This window comes from Pseudomonas sp. Ga0074129 (assembly GCA_001465025.1).
In the GTDB taxonomy this organism is placed as follows: Bacteria; Pseudomonadota; Gammaproteobacteria; order Pseudomonadales; family Pseudomonadaceae; genus Aquipseudomonas.
Genome location: LNDO01000045.1, coordinates 32435 through 48060 on the forward strand (window position 1 = coordinate 32435; position 15626 = coordinate 48060).

General features: G+C 61.1%; 12 protein-coding genes. 9 read left to right on the forward strand and 3 right to left on the reverse strand.

Annotated elements, in window-relative coordinates; genetic code table 11:
* Positions 1–2655: a sensor histidine kinase KdpD gene (locus tag AUK77_RS03380; protein ID WP_296126111.1), complete on the forward strand. Its 2655-nt coding sequence runs from the start codon at positions 1–3 to the stop codon at positions 2653–2655.
* Between the two features lie 10 nt (positions 2656–2665).
* On the forward strand, positions 2666–3361 hold the full coding sequence (locus AUK77_RS03385; protein WP_296126113.1) for a response regulator: 696 nt from the start codon (positions 2666–2668) through the stop codon (positions 3359–3361).
* Positions 3362–3364: 3 nt separating this feature from the next.
* Here AUK77_RS03385 and AUK77_RS03390 read toward each other — a convergent pair whose 3' ends face one another.
* Positions 3365–4390: a patatin-like phospholipase family protein gene (locus AUK77_RS03390; RefSeq protein WP_296126114.1), complete on the reverse strand. Its 1026-nt coding sequence runs from the start codon at positions 4388–4390 to the stop codon at positions 3365–3367.
* Between the two features lie 252 nt (positions 4391–4642).
* Between AUK77_RS03390 and AUK77_RS03395 the strand changes: the two genes are divergently transcribed.
* Both AUK77_RS03395 and AUK77_RS03400 read left to right on the forward strand, forming a co-directional pair.
* Positions 4643–4921, forward strand: coding sequence for a hypothetical protein (locus AUK77_RS03395; RefSeq protein WP_296126119.1), 279 nt, complete (start codon positions 4643–4645; stop codon positions 4919–4921).
* 2 nt (positions 4922–4923) lie between these two features.
* Positions 4924–5529 carry a flavin reductase family protein gene (locus AUK77_RS03400; protein WP_296126120.1) on the forward strand — a complete coding sequence of 202 codons (606 nt, stop codon included), beginning with the start codon at positions 4924–4926 and terminating at the stop codon, positions 5527–5529.
* On the opposite strand, the gene AUK77_RS03405 is transcribed toward AUK77_RS03400, so the two are convergent.
* Complete coding sequence (locus AUK77_RS03405) at positions 5526–8219, reverse strand: cation-transporting P-type ATPase (protein ID WP_296126123.1); 2694 nt, start codon at positions 8217–8219, stop codon at positions 5526–5528. The genes AUK77_RS03400 and AUK77_RS03405 overlap by 4 nt on opposite strands.
* A 168-nt stretch (positions 8220–8387) precedes the next feature.
* On the opposite strand from AUK77_RS03405, the gene AUK77_RS03410 reads away from it, so the two are divergent.
* From AUK77_RS03410 to AUK77_RS03430, 5 genes are all read left to right on the forward strand, one after another.
* Positions 8388–9305 carry an AAA family ATPase gene (locus AUK77_RS03410; RefSeq protein WP_296126125.1) on the forward strand — a complete coding sequence of 306 codons (918 nt, stop codon included), beginning with the start codon at positions 8388–8390 and terminating at the stop codon, positions 9303–9305.
* Positions 9302–10258, forward strand: a complete 957-nt coding sequence (locus AUK77_RS03415; RefSeq protein WP_296126128.1) for a DUF58 domain-containing protein — start codon at positions 9302–9304, stop codon at positions 10256–10258. The genes AUK77_RS03410 and AUK77_RS03415 overlap by 4 nt, the downstream gene beginning before the upstream one ends.
* Complete coding sequence (locus AUK77_RS03420) at positions 10255–12249, forward strand: DUF3488 and transglutaminase-like domain-containing protein (RefSeq protein WP_296126130.1); 1995 nt, start codon at positions 10255–10257, stop codon at positions 12247–12249. The genes AUK77_RS03415 and AUK77_RS03420 overlap by 4 nt, the downstream gene beginning before the upstream one ends.
* Before the next feature lie 82 nt (positions 12250–12331).
* On the forward strand, positions 12332–13105 hold the full coding sequence (locus AUK77_RS03425; RefSeq protein ID WP_296126133.1) for a CHAD domain-containing protein: 774 nt from the start codon (positions 12332–12334) through the stop codon (positions 13103–13105).
* A 105-nt stretch (positions 13106–13210) separates the two neighbouring features.
* A complete protein-coding gene (locus tag AUK77_RS03430; protein ID WP_296126135.1) occupies positions 13211–14008 on the forward strand; it encodes a thioesterase family protein in 798 nt (265 codons plus the stop codon).
* A gap of 66 nt (positions 14009–14074) precedes the next feature.
* Here AUK77_RS03430 and AUK77_RS03435 read toward each other — a convergent pair whose 3' ends face one another.
* The gene (locus AUK77_RS03435) at positions 14075–15541 is read right to left on the reverse strand and encodes a methyl-accepting chemotaxis protein (protein WP_296126137.1); all 1467 of its coding nucleotides are present in this window, start codon (positions 15539–15541) and stop codon (positions 14075–14077) included.
* Positions 15542–15626: the final 85 nt, after the last annotated feature.

Sequence of the window (15626 nt, forward strand, 5' to 3'; positions counted from 1 at the left end):
ATGAGTGATGCCGTTCGCGCCGATGCCCTGCTTGATGAAATGCCGCGAGAGGGGCGGGGCCGGCTAAAGGTCTTTCTCGGCGCGGCCCCCGGCGTAGGTAAAACCTACGCCATGTTGCAGGCGGCGCAGGCGCAGTTGCGTCAGGGTGTCGACTTGCGCGTGGGCGTGGTGGAAACCCATGGCCGTGCAGAAACCGAAGCGATGCTCACCGGCTTGCCGCAACAGCCGCAGCAGCGTCTGGAATACCGTGGCGTGGCCCTGAGCGAGATGGATCTCGACGGCATTCTGGCCAAACCACCGAAGCTGCTGTTGGTCGATGAACTGGCGCACAGCAATGCCCCTGGCAGCCGCCACAGCAAGCGCTGGCAGGATGTGCAGGAACTGCTGGATGCCGGCATCGACGTGTACACCACGGTCAACGTGCAACACCTCGAAGCACTGAATGATCAGGTGCGCGACATTACCGGCGTGCAGGTGCGTGAAACCCTGCCGGACTGGGTGTTGCAGGAAGCTGATGAGATTCTGCTGATCGACCTGCCGCCGCGTGAGCTGCTGGAGCGTTTACGTGACGGCAAGGTCTATGTGCCGGAACAGGCGCGCGCCGCCATTGATGCATTTTTTAGCCAAACCAACCTCACCGCACTGCGTGAACTGGCGATGCAGACGGCTGCGGCACGGGTCGATGCGGACCTCAGCCGGCGCTACCGCCAGCAAGGCCAGCAAGCGCCTGCGCTGCGTGGCCGCCTGCTGGTTGGCATCGACGGCGATGCTCAGGCCGAGCGCCTGGTGCGGCATGCCTGCCGTGTGGCTGAGCGCCGTCATCTGCCCTGGTCGGTCGTGTATGTGGACACCGGCGGTGAGCGTGACGAAACCCGCTTGAGCTACCTGCAGGGTGCGCAGCAACTGGCCGAGCGTTTGGGTGGCGAGGTGGTCAGCCTACGCGGCGGTGAGGTGGCGAAAACCCTTATCGAACATGCGCGCGAACGGCGCGCCAGCCTGATTCTGGTTGGTCGCAGCCGGCAACGCCTGCGGCGGATCTGGCACCTGGGACGGGGGCTTGCTGAACGTCTGCTGCAGCAAGGGCAAGGTTTAGAGATCAGTGTGCTGGACACCGAGGTGAGTCGTGCGCCGGCCTTATCACGGCCGCGCCAACCCGTGATCTGGCGTGACTATCTGCTGGCCTTGCTGGCTACCGTTCTGGCTTCCGTCGTGGCGCTGGGGTTGTCCCATTTATTGGAACTGCCAAACATTTCCCTGGTCATGCTGGTGGCGGTACTGATCGTGGCCGTGCGCAGCAGCCTGGGTCCGGCCATGGCCTGTGCCGGCCTGTCATTCCTAGCATATAACTTTTTGTTTATCCCGCCGACCCTGACCCTGACCATCGACCGTCAGCAGGACGTGCTGACCCTCCTGTTCTTTCTGCTCATGGCCGGCCTCACCGGAAACCTGGCCAGCCGCCAGCGTCGGCAGTTGCAAGCTTTGCGTGAGACACAGCGTGAGACCAGCGCGTTGCTGGAACTGTCGCGCAAGCTGACGGCGGCCACCGATCGCCAGGCAGTGCTGGCGGCGGCCATTCAGCAACTGAGCCTGCTGCAGGACGTTGAGGTCAGCTTGCTGTCGCGTAGTCCGGATGCACTGTGGAAGGTGGAGGCGGGCGCGCAGCGTCTGCTCACCGATCTGGAGCGTGCAGCGGCGGATTGGTCCTGGCAGCACGATCAGCCCGCCGGGCTGGGCACTGGCACCTTGCCGGACGGGCGCTGGTGGTGGTTGCCATTGTCAGGTGAGGAGGGGCCATTGCTGCTGCTCGGGGTCAGCCCAAAGGATGAAGGAGCCCTGCCTGCCGAACGACGCCGACTGCTTACGGCGCTGGGTCAACCCTTGGCTCAGGCGCTCGAGCGTGCACAGTTGGCCGAGGATTTGGAAGCGGCGCGCCTGCACGGACAGACCGAGGAGTTGCGCAGCGCGCTGCTGGCATCGGTGTCCCATGATTTGCGCACGCCACTGACCGCCATGCGCGGCTCAATTGATAGCCTGCTGGCGCTGGGTGAGCAGATTCCGTTAGCCGACCGCCGCGAACTGTTGGAAGGCACCCGCGATGAGGCCGAGCGCCTCGACCGCTATATCCAGAACCTGCTGGACATGACGCGCCTGGGCCACGGTGGGCTGAAACTGGCGCGTGACTGGGTCGCGCCGGCGGATATCGTCGCCAGTGCCACTCAGCGCCTGCGCCCAGTCTTGTCCGCATTGCAATTAGAGATGCAGGTGCCGCAACAGTTGCCGCTGCTCTATGTGCATGCCGCGTTGATCGAGCAGGCTTTGGTCAATGTGCTGGAAAATGCTGCGCGGTTTTCCCCGCCGCATGGGCGTTTGTGCGTGGCCATCGAGGCAGATGCCGAGGAATTGCGCTTTATTGTCAGTGACCAGGGGCCGGGTATTCCCGAGCATGAGCGCAGCAAGATTTTTAATATGTTCTACACCGCCGCCCGTGGTGATCGCGGCGGGCAGGGCACTGGTTTGGGCTTGGCGATCTGCCAGGGCATGCTCGGTGCCCATGGCGGCCGAGTGACGGTGGGCGAAGGCCTGGATGGCTTGGGCGCGAGCCTGACCTTGCACCTGCCGTTACACGCGCAGCCGCCGATGGAAGAAGAACAGTGATGGATAACCAATGAGCCAAAACCCCGCGACCATTCTGGTTATCGATGACGAAGTGCAGATTCGCAAATTTTTGCGCATCAGCCTAACGGCCCAAGGCCACAAAGTGCTGGAGGGTGCGACTGGGCAGGAAGGCCTGGCCCAGGCCGCATTGGGCAAACCGGATCTGGTGGTACTCGACCTCGGCCTGCCGGATATGGACGGCCAACAAGTGCTGCGCGAACTGCGTGCCTGGTCGCAAGTGCCGGTACTGGTGCTGTCGGTGCGCGCCAGTGAGGGTGAAAAGGTCTTGGCGCTGGATGGGGGCGCCAATGATTACGTGACCAAGCCGTTCGGTATTCAGGAGTTTCTTGCCCGTGTGCGCGTATTGCTGCGTCTGGCCGGCGGTGCGGAGCATGCCAGCGCAGCGGTCAGCAGCGGCCCGCTACAGGTGGATTTCGCCTACCGGCGGGTCAGCCTAGAGGGTGTTGAAGTCAGCCTGACGCGAAAGGAATACGCGGTACTGGCGCAACTGGCGCGGCATATCGGTCGCGTGGTAACCCAACAGCAACTGCTCAAGGACATTTGGGGGCCGACCCATACCGAGGACAGCCACTATCTGCGTGTTGTAGTGGGGCATCTGCGGCAGAAGCTTGGCGACGACCCAACGGCGCCGCGCTTTATCGTCACCGAAGCGGGTGTTGGCTATCGCCTGCGCGATTCCGCCTAGGCTCTAGCGTTCACCCCGTTCGTACTTATCCAGTGTATCGCGGGCGATCTGCCGGCCGAGCATGATCAGCTCCGGCGCCTTGTAGAACTCAAAGAAGCGGCACACTCGCTTAGGCACGTTGATCAGGATGTCCGGCGGATAACCGGCGATTTTGTACTGCGCCAATGAGGTTTGCATCACTTCAAAACTCTGGTTAATCAGTTCCAGCAGCGAGGCGGGGCCGCTCAGGTCGGCTACCCGTGAACCACTGGCTGATTTTGGCGTGGCGGCTTTGTCCAGCGGCGGGTTGAGGTTCTGCTGCCAGGGGTTGATGGCTTCTGGTTGCAGGAGTCTGCTGTGGTCTTCGAGGAGCAGCAAGGCGTCGTCTTCACCGGGTTTGCGCTTAAACGAGGGCAGGCGTGAGCCGAGTGAGTTCATCAGCAGGTCAAAACGGCCTTTTAGGGCCGGTGTGCGCTCAATAACGGGCAACTCGTAGTGCTGTTGGTGGGTCGAGTTGAGGTTAACGGCGATGATCAGGTCGCAGTGCGCGGACACCACCGGCACGATGGGCAGCGGGTTGAGCAGGCCGCCATCGACCAGCATGCGCTTGCCTTGCACCACCGGGGTAAACAGGCTGGGAATGGCCGCCGAAGCGCGCATGGCTTGGTGCAGGCAGCCTTCCTGGAACCAGATTTCTTGCTGGTTGGTGAGGTCGGTGGCCACGGCGGTAAAGGGGATCGGCAGGTCTTCGATATTGATCTCGCCGACAATTTCCCGAATCCGCCCGAAGACTTTTTCGCCGCGAATAGCACCCAAGCGAAAGCTCACATCGAGCAGGCGCAACACGTCGAGATAATCCAGGCTCTGCGTCCAGTCTCGGTACTCATTGAGTTTGCCAGCGGCATAAATGCCGCCCACCACCGCACCCATGGAACAGCCAGCGATGCAGGCGATTTCATAGCCCCGTGCTTCAAGCTCTTCAATCACGCCGATGTGCGCGTAGCCGCGCGCGCCACCCGAGCCCAATACCAATGCAATGCGCTTGCTCATCCCTAATCCCCCCAATTACCGATGGTGTGACCATACGCGTGGTCTGCATGATCGCCAAGGCATGCGGCCTGAGTTTCTGGCGCCTGCGCGGGCTTGCTGGGCTTTCGCTGAGGTATATGTGCTCAAGACGCTAACAGCGGCACTTTTCATCAGGGCGCGCATCAGATAAGCCAGTAGCAGTGTGTTGCGGTGCGTCGTATCGTAGCGGCCTGCTGGTGTATTCAAACCACGTTCTTGTTTGGGAGTGAAGAGATGAAACTGTGGATCGTGTTACCTATGCTGCTGTTGGTGCTCAGTGGTTGCGCCGGTAAAACCGCTTACCGTGGCAGTTGTGCCAGCCAGTTGGAGGCCGCCTGGCGTGAGTTGGACCTGGCCAAGGCTGATGGCTTTGCCGGTACGGTCAGTTATTCCAAGGCGCTGTCGTTGCTCACCGCCGCCAAGACGCAGCAGCAGTTCGAGGCCTATGAAGGCTGCACGGCCAAATCCGAACGCGCGCGGTTCTACATTCGCGAGTCGCGGGCAGGGCGCTGATTATGCTGTTGGACTTTGCGGCGTTAACGCCGCTGGAACGCTACCGCTGGCTGGCATCCACCATCACCCCACGGCCGATTGCCTGGGTCTCGACCCTGTCGCCTAACGGGGTCAGCAACTTAGCGCCGTTCAGCTTCTTTCAAGTGATCAGTGATGATCCGCCAACCTTGATGGTCAATATCAATCACCGCCCCGACGGCAGCCTTAAAGATACCTTGATCAATGCCCAGGCCAGCGGCGAGCTGGTGATTCAGTTGGTGTCCTTTGCGCAGGCTGAGGCGATGAATGCCAGTTCGGCGCAACTGCCCCATGAGCAGAGCGAGTTTGAGCAGTGCGCCATCGCCAGTTGCGCATCCCTCGTGGTTAAACCGCCGCGTGTGGCTGATGCAGCCGTGGCGTTTGAGTGCCGCGTGGTGCAGACCATGGCCTATCCACCGCAGGCCCCTAATTGCCACCTGCTGTTTGCCGAGGTGCTGCTGGCCCATATCGACGATCAGGTGCTCAACGAGCAGGGTCGTATCGACCCCGCGCGCCTGGATTTGATCGGTCGTCTGGGTGGTGCGTCCTATAGCCGGACGCGTGAGCGTTTTGATTTGCAGCGGCCCTAACAGCTGCGTTTAACCCGTTGCCGAGTCAGGAGTTTCTCCAGTTCGACCATGGCGCACATCAGCCCTGCTAGCAGTAGGCACAGTCCCCAGGCCGCCGCTGGCATGCCTTGGGTGCCAAACAATTGTTGCAGCAGCGGCAGGTGGCTGAACAAACCCTGCAGTGCAACGATGACCAGCACCATGCTCCAAACCATGGGGTTGTCGCGCCAACTGAAACTGGCTGGGGCCAGCAGGCGGCGGCTGCTGAACAGGTAGCCGATTTCGCAGGCAATGATGGCGTTGACCGCCAAGGTTCGACTGGCTTCCAGGCTCCAGCCCTGTTGCTGGCTGAGGTGGAACAAGCCGGCGCTGGTCAGGGTCATCAACAACCCGACCATGACGATTCGCCACAGCAGCCCCGAGCTGAGCAGGGCGCTGTGTGGGTCGCGTGGTGGCCGCTGCATCAGGTCCGCCTCGGCAGGTTCGAAGGCCAGCGCCAAGGCGAGGGTGACGGCGCTGATCATATTCACCCAGAGAATTTGCAGCGGCGTGATGGGCAGCGTCATGCCCAGCATAATCGCGATCAGCAGCGTGAATGACTGCCCGGCATTGGTCGGCAGAATAAACAGGATGGATTTCTTCAGGTTGTCGTACACCCGACGACCTTCCTCTACGGCGTGGGTGATGGTGGCGAAATTGTCATCGGCGAGCACCATCTGCGCGGCTTCCTTGGCCGCTTCGGTGCCTTTAATACCCATGGCAATGCCAATATCGGCACGCTTGAGGGCGGGCGCGTCATTCACGCCGTCGCCCGTCATCGCCACCCGCTCACCACTGGCTTGCAAGCGCTCGACCAGGCGCAGTTTGTGCGCGGGGCTGGTGCGGGCAAATACGTGGGTGTGAGGCAGCAGCTTATCTAGCTCGGCATCGCTGAGGGTGTCCAGGTCTGCGCCAGTCAGGGGTGTGCCTGCGCCCAGGCCAAGCTTTTGCGCGATGGCGCAGGCGGTGCCGGCATGGTCGCCGGTGATCATTTTTACGTCGATACCGGCACTGTGGCACTGGTGGATGGCCGCGATGGCTTCCTCGCGGGGTGGGTCAAGCATGCCGACGAGGCCCAGCAGCACGTAGTCGCCGTTGAGGTCGCTGTAATTGAGCTCATGCTGCGGCGCGGACAGAGGGCGCATGGCCAGCCCGAGCATGCGCAGGCCCTGCCGGCTGCCGCTATCCAAAGCCTGGTGCCAATGGCGCGGGTCGATGGGGTGCGGGCTGCCATCGCGCCATTCACGGTTGCACACCTCCAGCAGACGCTCTGGTGCGCCGATGATGTAAATCAGGCCGTGCTGAGCGCGGTCGTGATGCAGGCTGGCGGTGCAACGCTGCTCGGAGCTGAACGGAATGGCGTCGACCTGCGGCAGGTGCTGTTGCTCATGCTGCAGGTCCAGGCCGACCTTGCCGGCCAATGTGAGCAACGCTGCCTCGGTTGGGTCGCCGGTGATGCTCCAGCCATGTTCATCTTTAAACAGCGTGGCGTTGTTGGCCAGCAGGCCAGCACGAGCCAGTTCGCGCAAATCATGGGTGTTGTCCAGCGCGGCTAGGTGATCGTCATCAGCATAAATACTGCCGGCAGGGGCGTAACCTACGCCGTCGATGCGATAGTGGTGCGCGGCGGTAAACACCTGCTGCACGGTCATCTCATTGCGCGTCAGGGTGCCGGTTTTGTCAGAGCAGATGACCGTCACTGCGCCCAGGCTTTCTACGGCAGGCAAGTGGCGGATGATCGCCCGCCGCTTGGCCATGCGCTGCACGCCTATGGCCAGGATGATGGTCAGCACGGCCGGCAAGCCCTCAGGGATCGCCGCTACGGCCAGCCCCACGGCGGCCATCAGCATGTCGTTGATGCTGTAGTCACGCAGCCAGACACCAAGGCAAAAGGTTAAACCGGCCAGCCCGATGATGATCACCGTTAATTGCCGCGCAAAACGGGCCATGTCGTTAAGCAGTGGGGTTTGCAGTGTGCTGACTTGGTCGAGCATGTGGCTGATTTTGCCGAGTTCAGTTTGCCCGGCGGTGGCCACCACCACGCCGCTGGCGCTGCCCGCGCTAACCAAGGTGCCGGAATACGCCATGCAGCGCCGATCTCCGAGGCTGGCTTGGGCGTCAACGGCGTCAGTGAGTTTGTCCACCGGCAGGGATTCACCGGTGAGGGCTGCCTCTTCAATGCGCAGGTTGCGGGTCTCCAGCAGGCGTAAGTCGGCGGGCACTCGATCACCCGCGTCCAGCAGCACCACGTCACCGGGCACCAATTGTTCGGCATTCAGGCTTTGCACCTGGCCGTCACGCCACACCCGGCTTTCCAGGCTGAGCATGCGCTGAATCGCCTGCATGGCTTGTTGCGCTTTGCCTTCCTGAATAAACCCGACCAGCGCGTTGATCAGCACCACGCCGGCGATCACCGCGCTGTCCAGCCATAAACCAAGCGACAGGGTGATCAGGCAGGCCGCCAGCAGTACGTAGATCAGCAGGTTGTGAAACTGCAGGGCAAAGCGCTTGAGGGCGCTGGTGCGTTGGCCGCTGGGCAGCTGATTGGGGCCGTATTGTTGCAGGCGCTGTTCGGCTTCCGGCGCGGCCAGGCCCTGAGCGGTTGTGTTGAGCTGTTGCAGGCTGAGGTCAGCGGGTTGGCTGTGCCAGTCAGGCGTCGGCGAGAGGGTCATGGCAACCTCAAAAATAGCGTTCAGGGGACTCAAACTACAGGTAGGCGCGCGTCGGCCTATTGGTGTGTGTCAACGCAAGTGTGTGCAAGTTCATCAAAAGATTTCCTTGCGCTATGCCGGGGCTGGCCAGCGCAGTAGCATCGGCGTTCGATCTTTGAGGAGTCAGGCATGCGCGCCAAACTGGATTCAGTACTTCAGTCCGTCAATCAGGTGTTGCTGGGCAAGGAGCAGCAAGTACGGCTGGCCCTGACCTGTTTGCTGGCCGAAGGGCATTTGTTGATTGAAGATTTGCCCGGCATGGGTAAAACCACCCTGAGCCATACCTTGGCCAAGGTGTTGGGCTTGAGCTTTCAGCGCATCCAGTTCACCTCTGACCTGTTGCCCGGTGACATTCTCGGTACGTCGGTGTTTGACAAGGACACCGGGCAGTTTGTTTTCCATCCCGGCCCTATATTTGCTGAATTAGTGCTGGCGGATGAAATCAACCGCGCCACACCCAAAAGCCAAAGCGCACTGCTTGAAGCCATGGAAGAAGGGCAGGTGACTATCGAGGGCGCGACGCGGCCATTGCCACAGCCCTTTTTTGTGATTGCCACGCAAAACCCGGTCAGCCAGGGCGGCACCTTCGCCTTACCTGAGTCGCAACTCGACCGCTTTATGATGCGTCTGTCGCTCGGTTACCCCGGCAAAGCGGCAGAAAAAGCCCTGTTGCTGGGCGACTCGCGGCGCTCGTTGCTGCCTAATTTGCCGGCCTTGCTGGATCACCGTGAGCTGGCGCTGGTGCAGGCGGAAATCCCCAAAGTGCGTGCCAGCGATGCACTAGTGGACTACGTGTTGCGCCTGGTTGATGCCACCCGCACGCAGCCGCAATTTGCCTGGGGCTTGTCACCCCGCGCCAGCCTGGCCCTGTTGGCCGCAGCGCGTGCCTGGGCTTTTTTGGCGGGGCGCGATTATGTGATTCCTGAAGATGTACAAGCGGTGCTGCCCGCTGTGGTCGGCCATCGCCTGCGCGAGCGCGCCGACCCTGCCGGGCATGGCGGCGGTAGCCTAGTGCAGTGGTTGCTGCGTGAGGTGCCGGCGCTTTGATGGCCGCGCTAAAACCTTACTGGAACCGCTGGCTGTCGCGGCGGATTCCGGTTGCCGCCAGCGTGCGGCTGAACCAGCGGCGGATTTTCATCATTCCCAGTCAGGTCGGCTTGGCGTTTATGGCCGCACTGCTGCTGATGCTGCTGGCGGCCATCAATTACCAGAACAGCTTGGCCTATGCCCTGACGTTCCTGCTCAGTTCGGTGTTCGTGGTGGCCATTTTGCACACCTACCGCAACCTGGCCGGGTTGATCCTCAAGGCGGGTGCTGCGCCTGCGGTGTTTGTGGGTGAGCCGGCGACGTTTCGGGTGCGCCTGGAGAGCAGCGCGCGCGCGCATCAGGCGGTCAGCCTGGGCTGGCCACCGGTAGATTTGCAAACCCTGGATGTAGCGGCCACTGGGCAGGTCGAATGCCAACTGAACCTGCCGACAACCCAGCGCGGCTGGTTGCGGCCCGGTCGTTTGCGCGTGGAGAGCCGTTTTCCGTTGGGGATTCTAGTGGCTTGGAGCTGGGTCGATCTCGATCAGCAGGTGCTGGTCTATCCCCGGCCGCTGACAGGTGATTTACCGCTGAGCGCAGGGGCCAGCGATGATCAGGAAGAAGAGGGCAGTCGCGCGCACGGCCAGGGCGTGGATGATTATCAGGGGCTGAAAAGCTATCAGCCCGGCGACTCCAAGCGCCGCTTGCACTGGAAGGCGTATTCGCGCGGCCAGGGTTTGCTGGTCAAGGATTTTGCCTCCATCACTGGGCGGGATCTGTACCTGGATTTCGAGTCGCTAGGCGGTGATGTTGAAACGCGATTGTCGTTGCTCTGCCATTGGGTATTGCAGTTGTCCGAGCGCCAGCAGCCGTTTGCCTTGAGCCTGCCGGGCCAGGTGTTGGCGGCCGATAGCGGCGAGTTGCACCGTGATGCCTGTTTGCGCGCGCTGGCGCTGTTTGGACGTGGCGTATGAGTCAGGTTTCGGCAATCCCTCGCATTAGCCTGACTTGGCTGTTGGTGGCGCAGGTGCTGGTGATCATTCCGCACCTGAGCCACCTGCCGCTGTGGATCATCGGCTTGTGGCTCGGCAGCGCGGCCTGGCGGGTGCAGATTTTCCGCATGCGCGCGCGCTACCCGAATGCCTGGGCCAAGGGCGGCTTGATGCTGGCAGCGGCGTTGGGCGTATTTCTTTCCCGTGGCAGTTTGATCGGGCTGGATGCCGGCGTGGTGCTGCTGGTGGCCGCCTTTGTCCTCAAATTGCTGGAAATGCACACGCGGCGAGATGCGCTGGTGCTGGTGTTCCTCGGCTTCTTCGTCGTGGTCACGGCGTACCTGTTTGACGACAGCATGCTGATGGCGCTTTACAGCTTGCTGCCGGTGACTGCCCTGCTAGCGGCATTGATTGGCCTGCAACAAAGCAATCTGGCCACCCAACCATGGCCCACCGTGCGCTTGGCCGGTGGAATGATGCTGCAGGCATTGCCGGTGATGCTGCTGCTGTTTGTGTTTTTCCCGCGCATGGGGCCGTTGTGGTCGCTGCCGGTGCCGAACGACAAAGCCACCACTGGACTGTCTGACAGCATGGCACCTGCTGATATCGCTGACCTGAGCCGCTCGGCCGCGTTAGCCTTTCGCGCCAGTTTTAGCGGTGAAACGCCGCCGCGCAGTGAGTTGTATTGGCGCGCCTTAACCTTTGACCGCTTCGATGGCCGGCGTTGGTCGCAATCCGATTACGCTGAGTTCGCCCCGGCGGCGCAGTGGCAAAAGCAGGGCGAGCCGGTTAGCTACAGCATCGTCATGCAACCCAGCTCTCAACGCTGGCTGTTTGCCCTTGATGTGGCTGAAACCACGTTGGAGCAGACCCGGCAGATGAGCGATTTCCGCCTGCAGCGACGGCAGCCAGTGGACCGTTCGTTGATTTATCAAGCCACCTCATGGCCTCAAGCGCTGCGCGAACCCCAGCCGAGCACCGAGACTCTACGCCGCGCCCTGCAATTGCCTGAACAAGTCGATCCGCGCAGCCGTGCGTGGGCTGAACAGCTCAAGCGCGACTATCCACAGCCCGAGCAATTGGTTGAGGCCATGCTCAGCCACTTCAATCAGCAACCGTTTGCCTACACCCTGCGCCCACCGGCATTGGGGCCCAACAGCATCGATGATTTCTTATTTGAAACCCGCAGCGGGTTTTGCGCCCACTACGCCGGAGCCATGACCTTTGTGCTGCGCGCGGCAGGTATTCCGGCGCGGGTGGTGGCCGGTTATCAGGGCGGCGAATACAACCCGGCCGGCAACTATGTGCAGGTGCGCCAGTTTGATGCCCATGCCTGGGTGGAGTATTGGCAGTCAGGCCGCGGCTGGGTGAGCATTGATCCCACGTTTCAAGTGGCCCCTGAGCGGATTGAAAGCGGCCTTGAAGATGCCTTGTCCGGCGAGCAAACCTTCCTCGAAGATTCGCCTTTCTCACCTCTGCGTTATCGCAACCTCAGCTGGTTGAATGAACTGCGCCTGGCTTGGGACAACATTAACTACGGCTGGCAACGCTGGGTCTTGGGTTATCAAAGCCAACAACAGCTGGAGTTTTTACAGCGCTGGTTGGGGCGGGTTGACGCGCAAACGCTGGTAATCGGCTTGGTCGGTGGCGGTGGCATCTTGCTGGGCCTGCTGGCGCTTTGGTTATTCAAACCTTGGCAGCGCGCGCGTGACCCGCAACAGCGTGTCTTCCATCGCTTTGAGCGGTTACTGGCGCGCCATGGCGTTACTCGCCAGCCGGGCGAAGGCCCGCGTGATTATGCCGCGCGGGCAGCGCTGCAATTGCCGGCTCAAGCGCAAGCGATTCAGGCCTTTGCCCAGGCGTTTGAGGCCCAGCGGTATGCCGGCCAGGCTGCGTCGGCGGCGGAGTTGCGCCTATGCCTTCGCGCGTTGCGCCGCTCCCTGCCGTGGCGCTTAACCCGGTTGGAATCATAACGAAACGCTTTGCCTGATTGATCGCGGCGCAATGGCATGTGATAAGCACACAGCTGTTTAGAGCATACACAGGAGTGAAGTAATGTCCGCTTTGCTGGATGACGTCCAACGCCACGTACTGCGTATTCAGGTGCGTTTGTTTGCCTGCCATGAGCGCTTGCAGGCCAACACCGACAGCGAGGCGTTGCATGATTTGCGCATCGCGCTGCGCCAATTACGCAGCTTGCTCAGGCCGCTGACAGCCATCGCCACCTGCGCTGAATTGCAGCAACGCGCCGCAGAGTTAGGCCGCGTGAGCAGCCCGCTGCGCGACCTGGAAGTGTTGCAGGCCTATCTGCTGCAACAGGGATTGGTTGATGCAGCGCAGGCGCGTGAGCCGCTGCTGCAACAAGGCTATGCACAGTTGCTCAGCAGCGCTGCGTTGACGAATGTGCTGAGCGCTCTGGATCAGTGGCCATGGCAATGGCAAACGGCGGCCGCCAGCGGTGAGTTGGCCGAGGTGCGTAAACTGATCCGCAAGCGCATGCGCAAAGACCGTACCCGCCTGACGCAAGCGCTGCTTGACCCTGAGCATGACCGCCACCGGCTGCGCTTGCTGGTTAAACGCCTGCGCTACAGCGCTGAAGCCTATCCGCAACTGAGTGATATGAATCGTGCTCAATTGCGTGTGCTGAAAAATGCTCAATCGGCGCTGGGTGACTGGCACGACCAGTGGCAATGGCTATTGCGTGCGGAGGCCGAAGCCGACTTGCAACCCTGCGTACCCGGTTGGCGCAGCACGCTGCTGGCGGCACAGGCCGAGGCTGACTCGGCCTTGCAGGTGTTGACGAGCAAGTTTGCCCAACCTATCGAATAGTTTGGCTGAAAGGCCGTTTTTCATTCGTATTTTTGGCTGAAATGCCTTATCACGCGCTGCAAACTTTGCCCTACCATCACTCGCGTCTTTTTTATCGAGGTGGTTATGGGCTTTTCCGAGTTGCTTCAGGCGGTACGTGATAACCCACAGGCCGTGTTGATTCCGTCCCAGTGGGCCCAGGGTCGTGCCAGTTTCGGCGGTTTGATGGCAGCTCTGGTGTATGAGGCCATGCGCGCCAAGGTGCCGAACGACAGGCCGCCGCGTTCGTTGGCGATCACTTTTGTCGGGCCGGCCGAGCCGGATGTTGCGATTCAGTTCGAAGTGGAAGTGCTACGCGAGGGCAAGGCCGTTAGCCAGGTCTTGGGTCGCGCTATTCAGCGAGGGCAGGTGGTCACCCTGGTGCAAGGCAGCTTCGGCGCAGGGCGCGAATCGCGTGTTGTAGTGCAGGCGGAGCCAGCGCCTGAGGCCAAGCCGGTTGAAGCCTGCCAAGAAATGCCCTACATCCCTAAAGTCACCCCCGAATTCACGCGCTTTCTGGCCATGCGCTGGGCCTACGGCGGTTTACCTTTTACCAATAATCCCTCGCGGGAAATGGGCGGTTGGGTACGCCTGCGCGATCAGCACAGCATCGAACCCGCCAACGAGGCGCACCTATTGGCCTTGGTCGATGCCTGGCCACCTGCCGTATTGCCTCACCTGAGTGCGCCAGCGCCGGGCAGTTCATTGACCTGGACCATTGAGTTTGTGCAGCCCATGCCCAGCCTGAGCACTGAGGACTGGTGCTTGTACCGCGCGAATATCGAACACGCCCGCGATGGCTATGGGCACACGGCTGCCGCCATTTGGACAAAAGAAGGCGAGTTGCTGGCGATCAGCCGACAGACCGTGACGGTGTTTGGTTAAGCGCGCGTTTGCGATGTGAACCGCTGCCGTTGCAGCGTGAGCCTGCAACGGCATCCAGAAGCGGTTTTACAATTTCAGTTGGCCGATGGCCTTGTTCAACTCGCCCGCCAGGGTGGCCAGCTCATTGCTGGTCGCTGCGGACTCGCTGGTTTGACCGACCGTTTGCTCAGTGACATCACGAATGCGCACTACAGCGCGATTCATCTCTTCTGCCACCTGGCTTTGCTGTTCTGCGGCGACCGCAATCTGCGTGTTGCTCTCACGCATCAATCCCACCGACTCGGTAATGGCCGCCAGCGCATGACCGGCTTCATCAGCTTGTTTCACGCACTCATCGGCCTTGATCGAGCTGTCCTGCATAAAGTCGACGGCATCGCGTGTGCCGCTTTGCAGGGTATTGATCATCTGGGTTATGACATCGGTTGAGTCCTGCACGCGTTTGGCCAGGTTGCGCACCTCGTCGGCTACCACGGCAAAGCCACGGCCCATTTCACCCGCGCGAGCGGCTTCGATCGCAGCGTTAAGGGCGAGCAGGTTGGTCTGTTCGGCAATGCCATGAATCTCACTGACCACGCCGCCGATTTTCTGGCTGTCGACTGCTAGTTGCTCGATCATCTGTGCGGTCTGCTGCACACCACTGGACAAGCCTGAAATCGACCGAGCTACGCGATTAACTACCTGCTGGCCGTTATCCGCGAGTTCTTCCGCCTGTTTGGACTGATCACGCGTGTCGGCCGTGTGCTCGGCGATCTGGTGCACGGTCGCGGTCATTTCATTGATAGCCGTGGCTGCCTGTTCGGTTTCACTTTGCTGTTCAAGCATGCCCCGTCGCACTTCACTCATGTTGCTGGCCATGCGTTTGGACCCCATGTCCAACTGCGCCGCCGATTGCGCGACGATGCCGACCACACGCTGATAGCCGGCTTGCATGGCATTGAAGGCGCTGGCCATCTGACCCACTTCGTCACGGCTGTCCAACGGTACGCGGGCGCTCAAATCACCGCTGCGTTCTACCTGCAGCATCACGTCCTTGAGGGTATTAAGGTGGCTCAGCAAAAAGCGAATCAGCAACTGCGAGGCTGCCAACAGCAGCAGCATCAACAACGCCACTACCAAGGCGTAGCTGAGGGCACGGTCAAAAAACACATCGTAGATGCTCGGTGCTTTGGCGAGCACCGCCACGCGCTGACCTTCGGCACGGTTGACCACTGCGGCACCGATGATCTGCTCAGCGCCGCTCAGTTCAACCCAGCCAGTGGCATTGCTCAAGAGGTTGCCTTGGTTGTCGGGCAGGCGCGGAGATTGACTGGAACTGAAGGTCAGAATGCGGTTGTCTCTGGGCAGAGCCGTATCTTTGGGCCACTGCTCCAGGGTTTGCGCAAGCTGCTGCGCTGAGGCTTTCGCAGCATGGGTATGAACCTGCTGCTCAAGGTGGATGGCGTACAGCACCAATAACAAGGTGGTAAAAAACGCCACCGCGTTGACGGCCCAGAACTTGTACTTCAGGGAAAGATCGCTAATCCACTGGCCCATGCACATCTCTTCCGTGTAATGGTTGGTAGCCCGCCGCGTGTGAACGAGGCTGAGGGTGTTCAGGTGTCTTATCGGCAACGCGGGC

Excerpts from the sequence above, each read along its gene's own strand:
- AUK77_RS03410 (WP_296126125.1), top strand. The coding sequence starts at position 8,388 with ATGCGCGCCAAACTGGATTCAGTACTTCAGTCCGTCAATCAGGTGTTG.
- AUK77_RS03430 (WP_296126135.1), top strand. The coding sequence starts at position 13,211 with ATGGGCTTTTCCGAGTTGCTTCAGGCGGTACGTGATAACCCACAGGCC.
- AUK77_RS03400 (WP_296126120.1), top strand. The coding sequence starts at position 4,924 with ATGCTGTTGGACTTTGCGGCGTTAACGCCGCTGGAACGCTACCGCTGG.
- AUK77_RS03420 (WP_296126130.1), top strand. The coding sequence starts at position 10,255 with ATGAGTCAGGTTTCGGCAATCCCTCGCATTAGCCTGACTTGGCTGTTG.
- AUK77_RS03385 (WP_296126113.1), top strand. The coding sequence starts at position 2,666 with ATGAGCCAAAACCCCGCGACCATTCTGGTTATCGATGACGAAGTGCAG.
- AUK77_RS03380 (WP_296126111.1), top strand. The coding sequence starts at position 1 with ATGAGTGATGCCGTTCGCGCCGATGCCCTGCTTGATGAAATGCCGCGA.
- AUK77_RS03405 (WP_296126123.1), bottom strand. The coding sequence starts at position 8,219 with ATGACCCTCTCGCCGACGCCTGACTGGCACAGCCAACCCGCTGACCTC.
- AUK77_RS03435 (WP_296126137.1), bottom strand. The coding sequence starts at position 15,541 with ATGGGCCAGTGGATTAGCGATCTTTCCCTGAAGTACAAGTTCTGGGCC.
- AUK77_RS03390 (WP_296126114.1), bottom strand. The coding sequence starts at position 4,390 with ATGAGCAAGCGCATTGCATTGGTATTGGGCTCGGGTGGCGCGCGCGGC.
- AUK77_RS03395 (WP_296126119.1), top strand. The coding sequence starts at position 4,643 with ATGAAACTGTGGATCGTGTTACCTATGCTGCTGTTGGTGCTCAGTGGT.
- AUK77_RS03425 (WP_296126133.1), top strand. The coding sequence starts at position 12,332 with ATGTCCGCTTTGCTGGATGACGTCCAACGCCACGTACTGCGTATTCAG.